We start from the raw sequence: 17,882 nt of genomic DNA, 5'->3' as shown, positions 1-17,882 counted from the left end.
ACGGATGGAACGCTCCATCGAACATTCAAAGCTCGCGGCCGAAGCGCTGGCCGGCAGCCGTGAAGCTTATAGCCGCTTGTATTCGGAAACCGTCAGGGAGGTTTACCAGACCGTTCGCTTCCTGGTCCGCGAAGCATCCGAGGCGGACGACGTCGTTCAGGATATTTATTTGGCGATGTTCCGTTCTTTTCCACGCTATGATCCCGCCCGGCCTTTTCGGCCTTGGCTTATGGGCATTGCGATGCGGCAAATCAGGAATCATCGAAGAAAGAGGTGGATGCAGCTTCGAATTGCAAAAAAAGCGGAAGCGGTGCAGCAAACGGCGGAATACGATTTTTCCGGCGACATTACGGATCGGCTATCCCGTAACTCCTTGGCGCAAAACGTGGAGAAGCTTCCTTACAAGCTGAAGCAGACTGTTATTTTGCATTATTTTCACGAATACACGCAGGAGGAGATCGCCCTGATTCTAGGCATTCCCCTGGGCACCGTCAAATCGCGTATTCATGCCGCTTTGCAAACATTGCGCCGCAAGCGGCAGCTCGGGTTATTTCGAACGGGAAAGGTGGAGGAACTGCATGAATCTTGAACGGGAGCTCAGGGAGGAATTGCGGCTGCGCGCTTTGGAACAAACGGAGCCGCCGGTCTATCTCGAAGAATCCATTTGGAAAAAACAGATTGGGCATAGGAGCAAACCTATGAAAAAATGGTTGATCGCGGGAGTTTTATCCGCCGCGCTATTGATTCCGACGGGTGCTTACGCCGGGTATACGTATTGGGCCGATACGATCTACGGTTCAAAGAAGCAAGCCGAGGGAATAGGCTTGAATGCCCAGCGTTACGAGGATTTGGAGAGAAGGCTGGCGGAAACAAAGCAAAGCCTGGCCCCGGAGGATTTTGAGGAGTTGATGCTGCTGCTTCAAAACCTCGGCGGTCTGGTTCTGAAATACGGCAGCGACGGCGAAGCTCCGACTCCCGAGCAATTGTCGGACGCGGATTATGAAAGCTACCTCCATTGGACAAGCCGACTGGAGCCGCTGCTCGCCAAGCTGAGCGAAGCGGAAGCTTCGCGCGAGACCGAAGAGCGCAATCGATTTGCGGACGAGCTGTTGACCATGGCCGAGAAAAAGCTGGACGGAGAGGAGTTGTCCGCTTTCGTCCAGCTTGTGCAGGCTATGCAAAAGTATGAAGCAAAGGTATCGGATCGCGACGGAAGCCTTCACATGGAGCGTCTGTCGCCGGCAGAACAGAAGGATTTGAATCGCCTTCGCGAGGAAATCCAACCGTATTTTGAAAAACTGGGCATTGAAACGGCGCGAAACCATCCATAAAAGATAGAAACGGCCTTGCGGCAAATCCCGCAAGGCCGTCTTTCCGCGTATTACCCATCAATAAGGTTGAGCGGCAAATTGATGACGGCGCGAAGGCCGCCGCCCTCGCGGGCCTCGTAGCGAAGGCCGTAGGCTTCGCCATAGTGGAGCTGCACGCGCTGATGCACGTTGCGGATGCCGTAGCCTTTGTCGGACGCGTCGCCCCGCACGATCGCGGCGAGCCGCTCCATGTCCACCGGCAGGAAGCCGTTGTCCTCGACGATGAGCAGCAGCTCGTCGCCGTCTCCCCGGCGAATGCAGATGCGCAAGACGCCTTCCCCGTCCATCGTGCTGACGCCGTGGAAGATGGCGTTCTCCGCCAGAGGCTGCATGATGACCTTGGGCGTCGTATACGCCAGCAGCTTCTCGTCGATGTCCCACTCCACCTCGAACGTATCCGGGTACCGCTTCATCTGCAGACGGCTGTACGCCTGCACATGCTCCAGCTCCTCCCCGATCGTGATCATCGTCCGTCCTTTGCTGAGACCGATCCGCAGCAGCTTGGACAGATCCTTTACCATCTCGCCGACGTCGGTATTGCCGCTGCCGAGCGCGTACCAGTAGATGGAATCCAGCGTGTTATAGAGCAAGTGGGGCGTAATCTGGGAATGCAGCATGGAGAGCTCGTATTCCTTTTGCTTGATCTGCATGCCGTAATTGTCCTCGAACGACTGATCTAGACGTTTGGTCATCTTTAGGAACGCCCCGTACAAGATGCCGAACTCGTCCGCCCTCAGCGGCTCATTGCCGATATCCAGTCTTTTCCCCGGCTCATACAGCTTCGTAATCGTGACCAGGCGAACCAGAGGCTTCACGACAATCCGGAGCAGATAAAGCACGAACGCCAGCACGAAGACGAGATACAGCGCAGACAGCGCCATTACCGTTACAAGCAGCGCCGATTGGTTGCCCGTGATAGAGTCGTAAGGAATTTTGTAGACGAGCGTCGTATCGTAGGCGGCCTTGCGAGAGAAGGCATACAGCCACTTCCCGTCCCCCTCCTTGGCAAAATAAAATCCCGACGTCCCCCGTCTCGCCTCCTCCGGAATTTCCGAGAGCGCCGCGCTGTCGGGACCGGCCTTCATCAGAAGTTCGTCCTGGGCGTTGAACAGGTACAGCCCCGCATGCTCCGGCAGCTGAACGGAGACAAGATCCCGCATCAGCAGCACCTCCAGCTTGGTGACGACGAGCAAGCCAATGGATTCGGAATACGACTTGGGATTCTGGATGCTCCGCATAAAGCCGATCGTCTTGCCGCCGCCTGGCAGCGAAATATGCCTTACGCTGGCCCCGCCTTCCTGCTCCATCGCATACTTCGCCCAGTCCGGAAGTCCCGTCATATAATCGCCGAAATATTTGAAGCCCCTTTCCTTGAACATGGTGTCGAAAGGCGTTTGCCTGCCATCTACATTTTTCATATATAAGGTATAGTCGGTGCCGTCCGACGACCAGCTCTCCAAAATGGAATCCGCCTCGCTGATTTGACCGAGCGTCTCTACGCCTGTCCAAAAGCTGTATTGTTTCGTATTGCTGAAAAAATGATTATCCATAAACGTCAGCGATTTATCATTGACGGAGGATAACGTCTTCTCGATCGTGACGTGGTTTTGATTGACGAGTTGAAGCGTCGTCCGGCCGATCTCGTCCGTCATGGAATTAGAAGTACGGATGACCGAGATCCAGCTCACGACGAGAAACGGCGCCACGATAAACAGGAGGAATGCGATCGTTACCTTGTATTTTAGCCGCAGCTTACTCCCCCCCTAGGCTTCCTTGCGGAATTCGGCGGGGCTGACGCCCGCATACCGTTTGAACATCCGGCTAAAGTGCTCCGGCGATTCGTAACCAACCTCGTAAGCCACCTCGTAACGTTTCTTGTCCGTCGTCGCGAGCAAACGTTTCGCTTCTTCGATTCGAAGCTCCGTAACGTAATCCCACAGGTTTTTTTTCATTTCGCGCTTGAACAGATAACCCAAATACGCCGTGCTGAAATGCACCTCGCCCGCGATATCTTGAATCTTGAGAGCCGGATTGCGGAAATGCTGGCGAATGTAGCCCGTTATCCGCGCGAGAATGGATTGATCGCGCTCCTTGCCGAGCTCATAGACGAGCGCCTCCGCCTCCGCCAAATAATCGCCCAGCTTCGTCAGCCTCGCCTCTCCCGCCAGTCCCTGGAAATAAGCGGCAGGGTCGAAACGCTGCAATTGTACGCCGCGGCCGTTCCCTTGCTCGAGAATCAGCCCGTACACGCGGTAGACAAGCATGCCGAAGCAGCTGCTGGTCAGCTCCTCCGAATGACCCAGCTCGCCCAGCGTTCGGACCATAGCCGCATGATTGACGAAACCCGCCGTGCCGTTCGCGGATTTTAAAGTCCCGATATATTCGTCCACCTTCGCCATCCACTGCGTAATGTTAAGGTTATCCTGCGTCGCGACATCCTCGTAATAGAACACCTTTTGTCCCGGATGCAGCTTCCGCCATTCGGCCGCCGCGTTCGCTTCTTCCATCAGCTTGGGCAGCATAAATACGTCCTCGCTCAGCCGACTCATACCCACCGTCGCGTCGACGTTCAAATATTGCTTCACGTTCATGGAGATGATCTGCCCGATGAGGTGAAGCTGCGACTGCAACTGCTGCGGCCCTTCGGACAACTCCCGCTCGCTCAATTGAATAATGCCGACAAGCTCGTTGCCGTAGCCGTTAAAGTTAAGCCCGCTCCACTCCCGAAGGCTTTCTTCCATTATATTAACCGTAGCGTACTTGAGCAGCTTGCGGTCCTGCAGCCGAATCTCCCGCTTGCTGAACCCGCCGCTGCTGAGATCCAGCCTGACGGAGACGACGCCGTAATGGCAGCCGTTCCGCTCGCCGCCCAGCTCGTCGATGAGATCCTCGTAATCCGCTTTGGCCAGATTCCGTTCCGTAACCAGCTCCAGCAGCAGCTCGTTGCGCCGCGCCGCGCCGGTCCTCTCTTCCTCGCCCTCGCGTATTGTCCGCTCGAGCGATTGTTTGCCGTGCTCTTCTTTCTCCCGCAGCACCCGGCCGACGATGCGCAGCAGCTCGGCAAGCTCTACCGGCTTGACGAGATAGTCTCTCGCCCCGAGTCTCAGCGACTTCTTCGCGAAATCGAATTTTTCGTGCGCGGAGATGACGATGACGGGCAGATGAGGCTGCTCCATATAGATCGTCTCCATCAGCTCCAGACCGCTCATCCGGCTCATCTGGATATCGGTAAGCACCAGATCGAAGGTTTCCATGCGCAAATAATCGATGGCTTCGAAGCCGTTCAGCGCCGTCTCCACATGAGAAATTTGCAGCTCGGATGACAGCAGGACATTTTTAATCCCGGCGCTTACTCTCGGCTCGTCGTCAACGACCAAAATTTTGTACATATCGGATCCCTCCCGTACGATTACGCCCGTCTATTAGCAGCAGAGCCGCCGTACGTAAGGGCACGGCGGCTCTGCTATTGGCATTCTCAGTATAACGCATAATCCATGCACAGGACGATGATGAAATCCATGGAGTTCGTGATGTATCGCAAGCTTCGTATACGAGTTATCATCCGCATTGTTCTCCTCGAACAATAAGCCTCCTTCGCCAAGCTTGCCGGATAGGCAAGTTCGGCGAAGGAGGCCGGTCATTCTTTCATCCTATTCGACTATGCGGTAGTTCGGCCTCGCGCGGGAGAAGTCCGGATTCTCGCCGCTGATCATCAGCCCCATCCCCCAATCGAAGTGGACATTTTCCGTCGGAACGTCTGATGCGTCGCGGTATTGGAACAGGACGTTCCTCCGCGTTCTCGGGCTTTTGTTGACGTCGGAGCCGTGAATGGTCAGATAGTTGAAGAACAACACGTCGCCCGCTTGAGCCGGACAGGGCGTTCCCGACGAGATCGGATGCTCCTTATGGTTTAGATAATGGGCGCCGACATGGGGCATCGGCCCTTGCTTGTGCGAACCGGGAACCACGCACAAGCAGCCGTTCTCCATGTCTGCATCGTCCAGGTGCACGCTCGCCGCCAGCATGGAATGATCGCGGTGAGGGAAGTACGGATAATCCTGGTGCATCGGAAACGCCGCCCCATTGGATGGCGGCTTTACAAGCATCTTGGAGTGGTGCAACTGCACGTTCGGTCCGATGATGCCGTTTAACGCTTTTACCATATTGGGATGCGTCGCGGCCCTGGTAAATGACGCGTCATGGTAGTGCACGTCGTGAAACCCCTTCAGAACCAGCTTCTTTAATTGCTCCGGCTCCAGATAGTCGCCCTGCCACGCGTGATTGGCATCGGCCTTTGCGCGTGCCGCTCTCTGAATAATGTTCTCGACGGCCGTCCTCATCTCTTCCACTTCTTGCATAGAGAAGACGCCTTTCACTAGCAAATACCCGTTCTCTTTGTAAAATTGTACATCGGCCTGATTCATATCTGATCCTTCTCCTTCGCAAATATAGGATGCAATCTACGTTCATTATAGGTATTCTATACATAAATCGTATTTGCACCTATCGGACGCCTTTTTGCAAAATTCCGCCAAGGGAGGTCGGATTGATATGTTTCAGTGGCAACAAAGCCAGGAAAGACTTAACCGGCAAGCCGGACTGCTGCAGGGCGAACGGCTCACCTTTCATGTGCATTATTGGGGAGTTTCCCGGCACCTGGTGGCCAATCCGGTACACAAGCATTCGTTTTTCGAAATCTGTTACGTCGAGGGCGGAACGGGGATTTATACCGAAGGCGATAGGGAATATTCGTTGCATGAAGGCGTGTTGTTCTGCTCCAGGCCCGGCGTCGTCCACCAAATCAGGGATGTAAACGAGCTTGATCTGCTGTACGTCGCGTTCGAACCGGACGAGAAGCAGTCGGATCCGGCCGAGCTCTCATCCTACCTGGATGCGCTTGGGCAAGGAGAGGTCTGGATGGATAATCAGTCGAGCTCCCCTGTCGCGGGATTGTGGAGGTCCCTTCTCGTACCGGAATCGTACGCCGGCGCCTTACCCGCCGGCGTTCTTCCTGCGCTTGCGCATTCGCTGCTCGCTTCGTTCCCGGATATGTTCGGCGTTGCTAGCAGATCGAATCGCCCGCCCGTCCGGACCGACTCCTCGTTCCTCGTGCAGCGCACCAAACAATATATTCGCGACAATCTGGCAGGCGATCTCTCCCAGCAGCAAGTCGCCCGCCTCTTAAATGTGTCCGAGAGGCATCTGTCGAGGCTGTTCGCCGAGAACATCATGGAATCCTATACGACAACCGTACGGAACGAACGCATTCGCGCAGCCGAGGAACTGCTGATCCGGACCGGAACGCCGATTAAGGAAATTGCCGAACAGGTCGGGTTCTCGTCCGTTCATTATTTCACCCGCTCCTTTACGCAAAAAAAAGGCATGCCGCCGGCCGCTTACCGCGAAGCAAACTGGCGACATGCCGATCAGCTCCCTTCCGAACCGATTCGTTTTCGATAGTCTCTAGGCGACAGACCATACTTCCTCTTAAACGATTTCTCGAAATGGGGGATCGTATTGAACCCCGAAGCATAACAAATTTCGGTTATCGCCAGTCGTGTGCTGCCGAGCAGCGCGGAGGCGAAAAGAAGACGCTTCTCGCTGACGTATTCCTGAAAGGAAATGCCCGTCTGCTTATGGAAGCATTCGCTGAAGTAGTTCGCCGACAATCCGGCGTAGGCGGCAATCGCCCCAAGGGTCACCGGCTCACGGAAGTGATGCTGCAAATAAACGAGCGCTTTCCTTATGGAAGGATGCCTGTCGCTTGCCGAATCGCGAGCTGTCGAACTCCCCGCAGTCGGCAGGCATTGTCGGGCCAACAGGATCAGCACCCGCTCCAGACTGCCGCGAACCAGCCAATCCTTCCCGAAGCGATCCTCCCGCGACTCTTCCCATATGCCGTCAAACTCCCTCCTCATACGCTCGGCGTCTTCGTCGTACAAGGTGTAGACATGCGGAGCTTCCCGTTCGAGCATCTTTTCGGCGAGCTCCGGCATCACCCATGAATCCTTGAAAATCATATTAAAGAGATGAATGGTCTCGCCCTCGTCCGGCACGATCTCGTGAAAGTCGGCCGTCGTCATCAAGAAGACCATTCCCCTGCCGAGCGGGAATGGTTCTCCGTTTACCATATGGACGCCCTTGCCTGACAAGATGTATCCGATCTCAAAAAAATCATGCCAATGGGTGTCGATTCGTCCGCCGACATCCTGCTTGAAGATACGGTAGGATTCGTTTTTTTCGAGATACTGGCTTCCCAGCAAGCGCTCCGGCGCGCGGTCGCCCCGCATGGCTTCACCCCCTCATTTAAAACCCGGAACGAAACGCGCTGCGCCGCCAAAGGGACGGCGCAGCCGACTCGTCTTGTTCCGATTATACATTTACAAAGGGGTTTCCGGCTAGATCGACGCCTCGGGCCAGCCATACTTTAAAACCGGGATTCTTTTCCGGAAACACCTTGGCGTCGGTCGCAAAGTAACGCATCGTATAGCCGCAGCGTCGATAAGGGCTTGTGTTTGGCGCCGCGCCGTGAATAATGCGAGAATCGTGCAGCGAACATTCGCCCGGCTCAAGTTCGAAATAAACCGCCTTCTCGGGATCCACGTTTTTTATTTCCGTCGCGAAGATGTTCTGAGCCCCGTCGACATCCTCGTAATCCGAGAAGCCGTTGCTGTGAGAGCCCGGAATTACGCGCATGCAGCCATTCTCCTTGTTGCTCGGATCGATCGCCAGCCATACGGTCACGATCTTGTCGAAGCGGCTCAATCTTCCCTTCCAGTATGCGGAATCTTCATGCCATGGCGTCTGCTTTCCGACCAAAGGCTCCTTGCATATGAAATGGCTTGACCAGAGGCCGATATTCGGGCCGATGATCGGCTCTACCAAATCGAGCACTTCTTCGCTGAGAAGGAACTTAAGCAATCTCTCGTCGCGAAAGTGCGGCGTGTCCAGCTCGCTGTTGAGCTTTCTTCCGACCAACTCCCATTGCTCCTCGAAAATATCGCTAAGCTCTTTCATTTTTTCCGGTCCGAAAAGCTGCTTTTTATGAAGCAAATATCCGTTATCCCGATAATAGGCCGCTTCTTGTTCAGAAATAACCGCGTGACTCATGGCATTCCCTCCGTTTAATCCATCATTTTCCCTGCAAGATGATCTTATCAGAGGGAAGGGGGCCCAATCTTATGGTTCGTTCGGCAATAGTACGCTTATTTTCGGATGTTAGCCAAGATTGATCGCCCGAATTTGCTCCAGCGGCACTTTTGGCTTGCGGTCCTCCGTTAGCAATCCGTTAATTTCCTGCTGCACGTCGGTCACCTGCGTATAACAATATCCGCAAATATAATCGACGGACTTGATCGCTTGCGTTAGCCCTTTAAATCGCTCCATAAACGCTTCCACTGACGCTACCTGCTCTCCGTAGCCCCAGCCCTTATCCGACTGGAACGCGATGCCGCCGAATTCGCTGATGATAATAGGCTGTCCCCGGTAGCTGTAACCTTTGGCGAGAGCATACTTCCATTGGTTGCAGGTCGTCTCGCCCGACACGATTGCGTCCTTGTTGTCCCGATAACGCTGCAGAAAACCATCGCCGGTCGCGACATAATCGTGCAGCGTCACGATATCCGAGACGGTATGCTCCCAGCCGTCGTTTACGATGACGGGACGATGGGGATCGAACGACTTGGTGAGATGGTAGATGCCCTCTGTAAACTTCTGCTGCCTCTCGTCGCGAAGAACATTTCCGATGCCCCACGACTCGTTAAACGGTACCCACGTAATGATGCTGGGATGATTATGCTGCTGCTTGACGATCTCGAGCCATTCCTTCGTAAACGCATTTACCGCTCGATCGTGAAATTCGAAGGTCGCCGCCATCTCCGACCAGACAAGAAGTCCCTTCACGTCGCACCAATACAGGAAACGGGCATCCTCGATCTTCATATGCTTGCGCACGCCGTTGTAGCCCATCTCCATGATCAGGTCGATGTCCTCGATCAACGATTCTTCGTTTGGCGGCGTCAGATGGCTGTCCGTCCAATAACCTTGGTCCAAAATAAGACGTTGATAGATCGGCGTATTATTAAGCAGCACCTTGCCGTTTTCGATTGAAATCTTGCGCATGCCGAAATATGAGAGCGCCCGGTCGACGACCCGTCCTCCCGATGTCAGGACGAACTCCACGTCGTACAAGTTCGGACGGGCGGGCGTCCAATACGCCCGCTTCCACGGTCCGTTCGCCTCGTGGTTAAGATCGACCTCCACGGAGAGACAGGGACGGTCGATTCCCAGCGCGACCCGCTTGACGGGCCGGCCCTTAAACGTGACGATCGCTTCCAGCAGCAGATCGTCGCCGCCTGCCGCAACACCGTTAACCTCGTAATCGAACCGTACGATATGACGATCGAGATCCGGCGTTATTTTGACCGCGTCCAGCCGCTGCTCCTCCACATACTCCATCCATACGGTCTGCCAAATGCCCGTGGTCTGAACGTAAAAACATTCGAAGTTGTCCGGAGTCCATCGCTGCTTGCCCCTGGGCTGGTAGCAGCTGTCGCTGTCCGTTACCTTGACCGTAATCCGGTTGTCGGCGCCGAACGCCAAATATGGCGTCATATCGATCGAGAAAGCCGCGTAGCCGCCCTGATGACCGCCGGCCAGTTCGCCGTTCACCCATACTTTCGCTTCGTAGTCCACGGCCTGGAAATGCAGAATCGCCCGTTTCCCCGCCGCCTCCGCCGGAACGGCGATCATCCTGCTATACCAAACCTGAGGATGAAAGGTCTCGATCCCGATGCCGCTCGCCTTGGTTTCGTAAGTAAACGGCACGGTAATCCGATGAGTTGCCTCGAACGTCCCCTGCCACTTCTCCTTCTCGCCAACGTTGGCGTCGTCGAAGCGGAAGTCCCACTCGCCGTTAAGGTTAAGCCAATCGCCGCGCACGAGTTGAGGTCTTGGATAGTCTTTTATATACGATTTCGTCGTCATGGCGCGCCTCCTACACTTTCGTTTGGAATACTGCCGCATAGACGGAGGACGGCCGCAGCGGAACGCCGCGTTGCCACTCCGCCGCAGGAACGACCCTGTCGCGGCACAAAATGTTCTCCGGCTCGAAGACGCTGTTGATGGCGTCATAGCTATCGCCGGTAATTTCGTACAGCACCGTCTCTTCTGCCGCGTCGAAAGCAGCCAGTTCCAGCACGGCATTTACTTCTTCCAGTCCGCGGTTCACGATAAATACCGTAACCGTATCGCCCGCTCCGCTCACGCCTGCCGCGACATCCAGCTCCGGCAGCGCGTCCAGCGCGATCGGCGTTTTCTTTAAGGCCGGCACGGCAAACGTGTCGCTTTCCGTCCGCACGGGAAGCATACGACGCAATCCGCGGTTCGCATACAGCTTCAAGACCTCGTAAGTCGGCGTCCCGTATACGTCAAGCGGTCTACCGCTCCAGCCGGACTGCTTGCCGCAATATTGGTCGGCATAATAATCGCCTACCCGGATGCAGCCCCCTAGCCAGCCGTTAACCAGGTCGGAGAAGCTGCCGATATGCACCATGTCGCTTCCGCGCAGCATTTCGTTCAGGTTGGCCGCGTTGGCCACCGCCGCCCCCAGCGTATGTTCGTTCGGCAGTCCCTTGCGAATGGTGTTGGGGTAATACATCGTGTTGTATTCCGTAACGGCGATTTTGACATGGGCATGCTTTGGATTCGCCTTGATGCTCTTCGTCGTCTCCTCCACGTAATGACGGGTGAATTCGGGGAAGGCGGCGATCGCCTTATACCGGTCCTCCGCAGGCGTGTCGCGATCCATGCCGAACGGTCCATATCCGTGGTAGATGTGCAAGGTCAGATAATCGATCAGCTCGCCTGCCTGCTCAAGCACCGGCTTGTTCCACTCCTGCTTGTAATGGCCGCAGGCGAGAAGCACGATCGACGGATCGGCCGCCTTCATCGCTTCGGCGAACGATACGGTGCGCTCGGCGAACTCCTCGGCTGTGCAGGTCCCCACTTGCCATTGTCCCCACACCTCGTTGCCGATTTCCCAATACTTGACGTCATACGGCTCAGGATGGCCGTTCGCGGTGCGCAGGGCGCCCATCGGCGTATCGGCGTCGCCGTTGCAATATTGAATCCATTCCGCCGCTTCCTGCGGCGTCCCGGATCCGTCATTGACGGAGATGAGAGGCTCGACGCCCAGCTCCCGGCAAAAGGCGATAAATTCGTCCGTGCCGAAATATTTGCTCGTCCAACCGCCCCATGCTTCGTTGTACATAACCGGCCGCTCCAGAACGGGACCAATGCCGTGCTCCCAGTGGTACGCGCTGATGTAGTTGCCTGAGAGCCTCATCATCCCGGCGTTTAAATCCCTCGTCATGTCGATGACCTCGCGCTTCACCATGCCAATGCTGTCCGCTGCAAGCAGGGACACGTGGTCGAGCCACAGCATGCCGGTCGACACGTGATCCTTCCACCTTGGATGCTCCGCCGGAATATAGACGCGAAGCTCGGCATCGGCGCAGGCGCGGGAGACGGACAGGCTCGTTTCGTATTCCCGCCAGTTATGGCTGGTTAAGGCAATAGACACCCGACCCAGCGTTTCCCCTGTGCGACGGTCCGCCGCTTCCACGATAAGCTCTTTTAATTCGACGGATGCCCGTGCGACGACCTTAACCGTGTAATCCGCAGGTCCCTTGAGAGCCGCCTTCTGCGCGATGCCGGCATACGCTTCGTCGTCGCTCATCGCGCGGATGCGCTGCGCGCGCCCCGAATGCTTGGGTGCGGGCGCCTCCAGCGCGTATTTGGTGCCTCGGCCGTTCGTATAGGCATACCAGCTTCCGGAAATTTCCCGTTTCGTTTCGGATTCGCTCTCGAAATCCATATCCTTGAGCGGGAAGGCCAGCATCGCTTCCATATGATCGCGGATGTCCTCGACAAAGTGCCCGAACAGGTACGGGTTGACGGCATGTTCGCTTGCTCCGCCGCAATCGACTGTTATTTTTGCATTTTTATTCACAACGGACCTCCATTGAAACGTTAATTATAATGCGGGTTCAAAAAGTTCGGTTTTCAGCACCGAGAAGATGGAATGCAAGTAGAAACTGAGGAGCGGAGCGTAGTTGAAGCTACGTGAGCACCGGAAGTTTCGCTTGCGTTCCATTTTCGATGTCGAGTAGGCTTCTTGGCATACTTCGTGATCAAAAGCGGACTTTTTGAACAACCTTTTATCCTTTGATGGAGCCGATCATAACGCCTTTGACAAAATGTTTCTGCACGAAGGGATACATGATCAGCACAGGCAGGCTGGACACGATGATGACTGCGAATTTAATGCTTTCCGCGAGCAGAATTTGTTTCTCCAGACCGACGCTGCCGCCGTCGATTTGGGCCGATTGGCTGATCAGCAAAATTTCGCGGAGCACAAGCTGCAACGGATATTTGGCCTCGTCGCGGATATAAATCAGCGCGTTAAAGAACGAATTCCAGTGGCCGACCGCGTAGAACAACACCATAACGGCCAGGATGGGCTTCGACAGCGGCAGAATAATGCTTACGAGCAATCTCCAATTGCTGCAACCGTCCATATGGGCCGCCTCCTGCAGCTCCCAAGGGATGCTGGATTGGAAGTATGTCCGCATGACGATCAGATTGTAAGTGGCGATAGCGCCCGGCACGATCAGCGCCCACATCGTGTCGACCATGCCAAGATCCCGGACCAGCAAATAAACCGGGATAAGTCCGCCGCCGAAAAACATCGTCAGCGTAATCAGAACCATAATGCCGTTACGCAGGGGCAGATCGGGTCTCGACAACGGGTATGCCGCGAGGGTCGTCAGCACGATGTTAATGATGGTGCCGACGACGGTATATAGAATCGAGTTGCCGTAGCCGCTCCAGATCTTGTCGTTTTTCAAGATGTTGGCGTACGCCTCGATGTTGGCTCCTTTCGGCAGCAGCCATACTTGTCCGTTCAGCACCTTGGACGGGTCGCTAAACGAAGCGCTGACCGTGAACAGAAGCGGATACAAAACAATGACCATAATGACCGCTGCTATGACATACAAAATGATGTCGAACAGCTTTTCATCCGACGGTTTTGACTTCGCTTGTACCTTTTCCATAAGCGATTCCCTCCTTTACCATAAGCTCGTCTCCGACGTCTTGCGAGCGAACCTGTTGACCAACAGCAGTAGGATGAGGTTGATGACCGAGTTAAACAGACCGATCGCCGCCGTATAGCTGTATTCGCCCTTCAAGATGCCCGTCGTGTAGACGAACGTGGAGATGACGTCGCTGGATTCAAGGTTCAGATTGTTTTGCATAAGCAAAATTTTCTCGAAGCCGACGTTCATGAAATGGCCGACATCGAGGATAAGCAAAATGACGATGACCGGAATAATGCCCGGCAGCGACACATGCCAGATGCGGCGGAGCCGCGAGGCGCCGTCCATCTTGGCCGCCTCGTATAGCTGGGGGTTTACCCCGCTGAGGGCGGCGATGTAGATAATGGACTGCCATCCCATGCTCTGCCAGATGTTCGAGCCGATGTAGACGGGCTTGAACCAGCCGGCGCTCTCCATGAAACGAATCGGCGTTCCGCCGAACAGCTCGATCAGTTGGTTGATCGGACCCGCCGAAGGCGAAAGCAGCGCTTGCAGAATGCCTACAATGACGACCACGGAGATGAAATGCGGAATATACGTTATATTTTGCAGAAGCTTGCTGAACTTCCGGCTCCGAATCTCGTTAACGATCAACGCCAGCAGAATCGGAATCGGGAAAGCAATCAGTAAGGACAACAGGTTGATGGATAACGTATTCCACAGCAGCCGCCAAAAGTAATACGAGTCGAAGAACCGTTCGAAATGGATAAAACCTACCCATGGACTGTCCATAATGCCTTTGGCCGGATTGAAGTTTTTAAAAGCGATTTGCAGACCGTACAGCGGCCCGTAATGGAAGATCAAATAGAAGGCGACCGGCAGCAGCAGCATGAGGTATAGGTCGTACCGCTTCGCCATTTTTTTGAGCAGCCCCGTGCCTTTCTTGTTGCGGTCAGGTGTAGGGGCGGGTGCAGGGGCGGCCCCTGCGCTTTCCATCATGCTGTTCATGGGCAACCCCTCCTTCTTCTAGCAGCAGGTCTATTTGTCCATCTTGTCATAGGCTTCCTGGTAAAGCTTCTCAAGCTGGGCAACGTTCATTTTCTCAAGCGTGGATTGGAATTCACTCCACTTGTCGAAGCTGAGCGCCCCAACGATGAACTTCGTGCTTTGTTCTTCGATATATTTGTCGATGTCGTTGCGGAGAATATTAACCTGTTGAGCCGTTGCCTCGTCGAACATCGGCGGAGCGTAACGGATAGCCGGCAGATAAGGCTCCAAGGCTTCGAATGCTTCCTGCACTTGAGGCGGGTTAATGAATGATGCCACCTTGTCGCTGATGATATGAGGCGCGCCTCCACCTGCATAAGGCGTGATCTTCGCTTGGTCTGTCGAAACGGCTAGAAACTCTTCTGTGTAGTACGGGATGCCGTCTCTCAACTCGTAATGCTCGCCTTCCCGGCCGAAGCGCAGCAGCGTGGAGCCTTCGTCGCTGTAGAAGTAGTCGATCCAGCGCATCGTCGCTTCCGGATGTTTGTTGACCGACGTGATGGCGAACGCGCCATAATCGCGCGGCACCGGCCCAATCTGGCTATGCAGACGGTCGCCGTGCGGACCTTCCGGCGGCGCGATGCCCACATATTGATCCTGGATCGAGAGGAAGTTGTTGTTCGTCTGGTCGAAGAAATACCCTGTATTGCCCGTTCCTTGCTTGGCTAGAAATTGTGCTTCCGTATGGGAGAAAATTTCCTGGTCGATCAGCTTCTCCTTATACAGCTTGTTCAAATACATAAGCAATTCCTTGTGACGTTCGTTGCCGCTCCAAATATTCACCTTATCGTCTTCGAGGTTGATGTTGTAGCCGAGCTGCGAATCCAGTCCGAATGCTCCCGCCATATGGTTGACGATTGGCATCCCTACGCGTGCGGTAATCGGAATTTCGTCCGCTTGCCCGTTGCCGTTCATATCGCTGTCTCGAAAGGCTACCAGCACGTTGTACAGATCATCCGTCGTTGTCGGCACATCCAGGCCCAGCTTATCCAGCCACGACTGGTTGATCCACCGTTTGTCCGTCCGCGCGGAGCCGAGCGTTACGATACCCGGAATCGCATAGATATGACCCTCCGGCGTCGTGATGCCCGCGCGGATCTCCGGATATTGCTCCATGAGGCTCTTGAGATTAGGGGCATATTCCTCGATCAAGCCTTCCAGAGGAATCAGTTGTCCCGCCGTTCCGTAGCGGATCGACTCGAGCTGCGACAGCCCGGAGCGGAATATGGCGTCCGGCAGCTCGTTGGATGCGAACAGCAGGTTCTTCTTCTCCGCGAAGCCGTCTGTCGGCGTCTCGATGAACTCTACTTTGATATTGCTCAGCTTCTCGTAATCCTGGAATACAGGCATATCTTTGAAAGGCCCGTTTACAGGCGCGACGCGAGTGAACATCTTCAGCGTGATCGGCGTTTCGACGATCGGGAACCCGTCCGTCTTCACGGCGCTTTCAGATGAATTCGACCCATTGGCGCTCCCCGGATTGCCTCCGTTGCCTCCATTGCCGCCGTTGCCGTTGTCGCCGCTGTTCCCGTTGCTGCAGCCTGATGCGATCAACCCGGTGACGATCATCGTCGCAAGCGCGTATTTCCCCCATTGTTTGCGCATGTACATAAACCTCCAGTATATCGATTCACCGATCATTGTAAGCGTTTGCCGTCGGTGTTTCCCCATTATAAGTCACCGCCAATGACGGCAAATTACACATATATGACTATTTACTCCACATATTTTACGGCTTCGTTCCAGATCCGCCTCCGAGACTGTTGCAATACGCCTGCGGCGTCATGCCCGTCGCCTCCTTAAACACCTTGAAAAAATAATTATGCGTGGAAAAACCCGCTTGATCGCTGATCTGCTTAATGGAATATTGACCGCTCTCCAGCAGCCTTCGCGCCGCGTCGACCCGCACGCGATTCAAGTATTCGGAAAACGTGGACTGCGTCTCGTCCTTAAAGATCCGACTCAGATAGGATGCGTTCAGGCCAATGGCACCCGCGGCCAGCTCCAGCGTCACGCTGCCCGAATACTTTTCCAAAATGAAGCCGATCGCCTGCGACACATGGCGGGAATAAGTGCCCGTCGCATGGCGCTCCTTGAGCAGCCGCAGCAAGACGCCATAGAACGATTGCATCCACTCTTCCAGTTCGCCGACGCTGCCGAGCCAGTTCAACTCGCTTCGCGAAGGCAAGCGATCCGCTTCCGCCGCTCCGGACGGGGACTGACCCCCTTTTTTCAACGCTTTGTCGCCGATATGCAGCAGCTCGCTGACGATCATCTGCGCCGTATGCGAATGCAGCGGCAACGAGCGGATCCGCTCGAACACGGAGACGATCAGGCGCTGCGTGCCTTGACCGTCCAGCCTCTCGATGGCGAGCAGCAGTTGCTTCTGCTCCTCGATCGTGAGCGCGACGAGGTGTTCCCGCTTCCCGCTTCCCGTCTCGAAGCTGGCGGACGCGGCGCTCGCATCGAGGGCCTTCTCGGCGGAGGCGTAGCTCGCCCCTAGCTGCGACAGGCTGCCGCATACGTGTCCGACCGCATAGATCGACTTCAAATTCAGATACATCTCCAGCGCATGGCGGAGCTTGCTCATGCTTCTGGCCGCTTCGGTTGCGGCTGCATTTTCGCTGCGCTCCCGGAAGGCGAACAAAACGATGATTCGCCCCTCCTCCACGTAAGCGGCCGTACGCTCACGGACATCGCCGAGACTCTGCTGCATGAGATCGACGGCTTGCTGGACCATCCGGTTCGTCTGCACGTCGGTATTGGATTCCGTCAGCAGCAAGAAGGGGACGATCTGCAGTACCGCCGTCGTGTACAAAGCCGCCTTCGCATACATGCCATGCCGCCCTGCGATTGCTTCCAACTCGGCTGCGGCTGCGGCTTTGCCTCTTACCAAATCAGCGATGTGGCCTCGGACGGCTGCCGGGTCGAATGGCGGGGATTGATCGGATGAGTAGACTCTGTCCTTTGTTGCTGTTGCGGCTTCGACCTCACGCTTCTCGCGAACCGCCTTCCCGAGCAGGGCGAGCAATGTATCGCCGTCTAGCCTATGCTTCAGCAAATAATCGACCGACCCGTTCTTTAAACAATCACGGACGTAATCGTAATCATCGTAGCTGCTTAGCATAATGGTCTGGACAGCGGGATAACGCTGCTTGATCACACGGTTAAGGTCCACGCCGTTCATCCCCGGCATGTTGACGTCAATGACGGCGACATCAGGCGGGGATTGCTGAATCATAGCCAGCGCCGTCTCTCCATTTTGGGCTTCGCCGCATATATCGAATCCATGCGCGCGGAAATCCAATAAGGACCGAAGGTCGTTGCGTACAAGCGGCTCGTCGTCTACCAACAGTACCCGATACAT

Annotated in this window: 14 protein-coding genes; 3 read left to right on the top strand and 11 right to left on the bottom strand. The window is 55.3% G+C overall.

Translation table 11 applies throughout. From position 1 onward, the window contains the following. Positions 1-4 precede the first annotated feature (4 nt). Both H7F31_RS08225 and H7F31_RS08220 read left to right on the top strand, forming a co-directional pair. A complete protein-coding gene (locus tag H7F31_RS08225; protein ID WP_087569086.1) occupies positions 5-589 on the top strand; it encodes a sigma-70 family RNA polymerase sigma factor in 585 nt (194 codons plus the stop codon). Next, on the top strand, positions 579-1,331 hold the full coding sequence (locus tag H7F31_RS08220; protein WP_187103744.1) for a hypothetical protein: 753 nt from the start codon (positions 579-581) through the stop codon (positions 1,329-1,331). The genes H7F31_RS08225 and H7F31_RS08220 overlap by 11 nt, the downstream gene beginning before the upstream one ends. A gap of 50 nt (positions 1,332-1,381) precedes the next feature. Here the strand turns inward: H7F31_RS08220 and H7F31_RS08215 are convergent, their stop codons facing one another. The 3 genes from H7F31_RS08215 to H7F31_RS08205 form a co-directional block, all read right to left on the bottom strand. Continuing rightward, complete coding sequence (locus H7F31_RS08215; protein ID WP_187103743.1) at positions 1,382-3,058, bottom strand: sensor histidine kinase; 1,677 nt, start codon at positions 3,056-3,058, stop codon at positions 1,382-1,384. Positions 3,059-3,133: 75 nt separating this feature from the next. Continuing rightward, positions 3,134-4,759, bottom strand: coding sequence for a response regulator transcription factor (locus tag H7F31_RS08210; RefSeq protein WP_187103742.1), 1,626 nt, complete (start codon positions 4,757-4,759; stop codon positions 3,134-3,136). Positions 4,760-5,020: 261 nt separating this feature from the next. Then, positions 5,021-5,794, bottom strand: coding sequence for a phytanoyl-CoA dioxygenase family protein (locus tag H7F31_RS08205; RefSeq protein WP_187103741.1), 774 nt, complete (start codon positions 5,792-5,794; stop codon positions 5,021-5,023). Between the two features lie 127 nt (positions 5,795-5,921). On the opposite strand from H7F31_RS08205, the gene H7F31_RS08200 reads away from it, so the two are divergent. After that, positions 5,922-6,830 carry an AraC family transcriptional regulator gene (locus H7F31_RS08200; RefSeq protein ID WP_187103740.1) on the top strand — a complete coding sequence of 303 codons (909 nt, stop codon included), beginning with the start codon at positions 5,922-5,924 and terminating at the stop codon, positions 6,828-6,830. Here H7F31_RS08200 and H7F31_RS08195 read toward each other — a convergent pair. The 8 genes from H7F31_RS08195 to H7F31_RS08160 all read right to left on the bottom strand — a co-directional run bounded on the left by H7F31_RS08195 (position 6,797) and on the right by H7F31_RS08160 (position 17,882). Then, positions 6,797-7,660, bottom strand: a complete 864-nt coding sequence (locus H7F31_RS08195) for an AraC family transcriptional regulator (protein WP_187103739.1) — start codon at positions 7,658-7,660, stop codon at positions 6,797-6,799. The two genes, H7F31_RS08200 and H7F31_RS08195, sit on opposite strands and share 34 nt — an antisense overlap. 82 nt (positions 7,661-7,742) lie before the next feature. Then, positions 7,743-8,480, bottom strand: coding sequence for a phytanoyl-CoA dioxygenase family protein (locus H7F31_RS08190; RefSeq protein ID WP_187103738.1), 738 nt, complete (start codon positions 8,478-8,480; stop codon positions 7,743-7,745). A 108-nt stretch (positions 8,481-8,588) separates the two neighbouring features. Then, complete coding sequence (locus H7F31_RS08185; RefSeq protein WP_187103737.1) at positions 8,589-10,355, bottom strand: glycoside hydrolase family 2 protein; 1,767 nt, start codon at positions 10,353-10,355, stop codon at positions 8,589-8,591. A 10-nt stretch (positions 10,356-10,365) separates the two neighbouring features. Beyond that, the gene (locus tag H7F31_RS08180; RefSeq protein WP_187103736.1) at positions 10,366-12,381 is read right to left on the bottom strand and encodes an alpha-L-arabinofuranosidase C-terminal domain-containing protein; all 2,016 of its coding nucleotides are present in this window, start codon (positions 12,379-12,381) and stop codon (positions 10,366-10,368) included. Positions 12,382-12,589: 208 nt separating this feature from the next. Next, positions 12,590-13,486: a carbohydrate ABC transporter permease gene (locus tag H7F31_RS08175; protein ID WP_187103735.1), complete on the bottom strand. Its 897-nt coding sequence runs from the start codon at positions 13,484-13,486 to the stop codon at positions 12,590-12,592. Between the two features lie 15 nt (positions 13,487-13,501). Continuing rightward, positions 13,502-14,467 (bottom strand): ABC transporter permease, encoded by a 966-nt coding sequence (locus H7F31_RS08170; RefSeq protein WP_261800485.1) that lies wholly within the window; start codon positions 14,465-14,467, stop codon positions 13,502-13,504. Between the two features lie 39 nt (positions 14,468-14,506). Continuing rightward, positions 14,507-16,120, bottom strand: coding sequence for an extracellular solute-binding protein (locus tag H7F31_RS08165; RefSeq protein WP_187103733.1), 1,614 nt, complete (start codon positions 16,118-16,120; stop codon positions 14,507-14,509). A gap of 124 nt (positions 16,121-16,244) precedes the next feature. After that, a complete protein-coding gene (locus H7F31_RS08160) occupies positions 16,245-17,882 on the bottom strand; it encodes a response regulator (protein WP_187105263.1) in 1,638 nt (545 codons plus the stop codon).

This window comes from Paenibacillus sp. PAMC21692, from assembly GCF_014303795.1.
Lineage (GTDB): Bacteria > Bacillota > Bacilli > Paenibacillales > Paenibacillaceae > Pristimantibacillus > Pristimantibacillus agaridevorans.
Note: the sequence above shows the minus strand (reverse complement) of the source record. Positions and strands in the feature narration are given on the sequence as shown.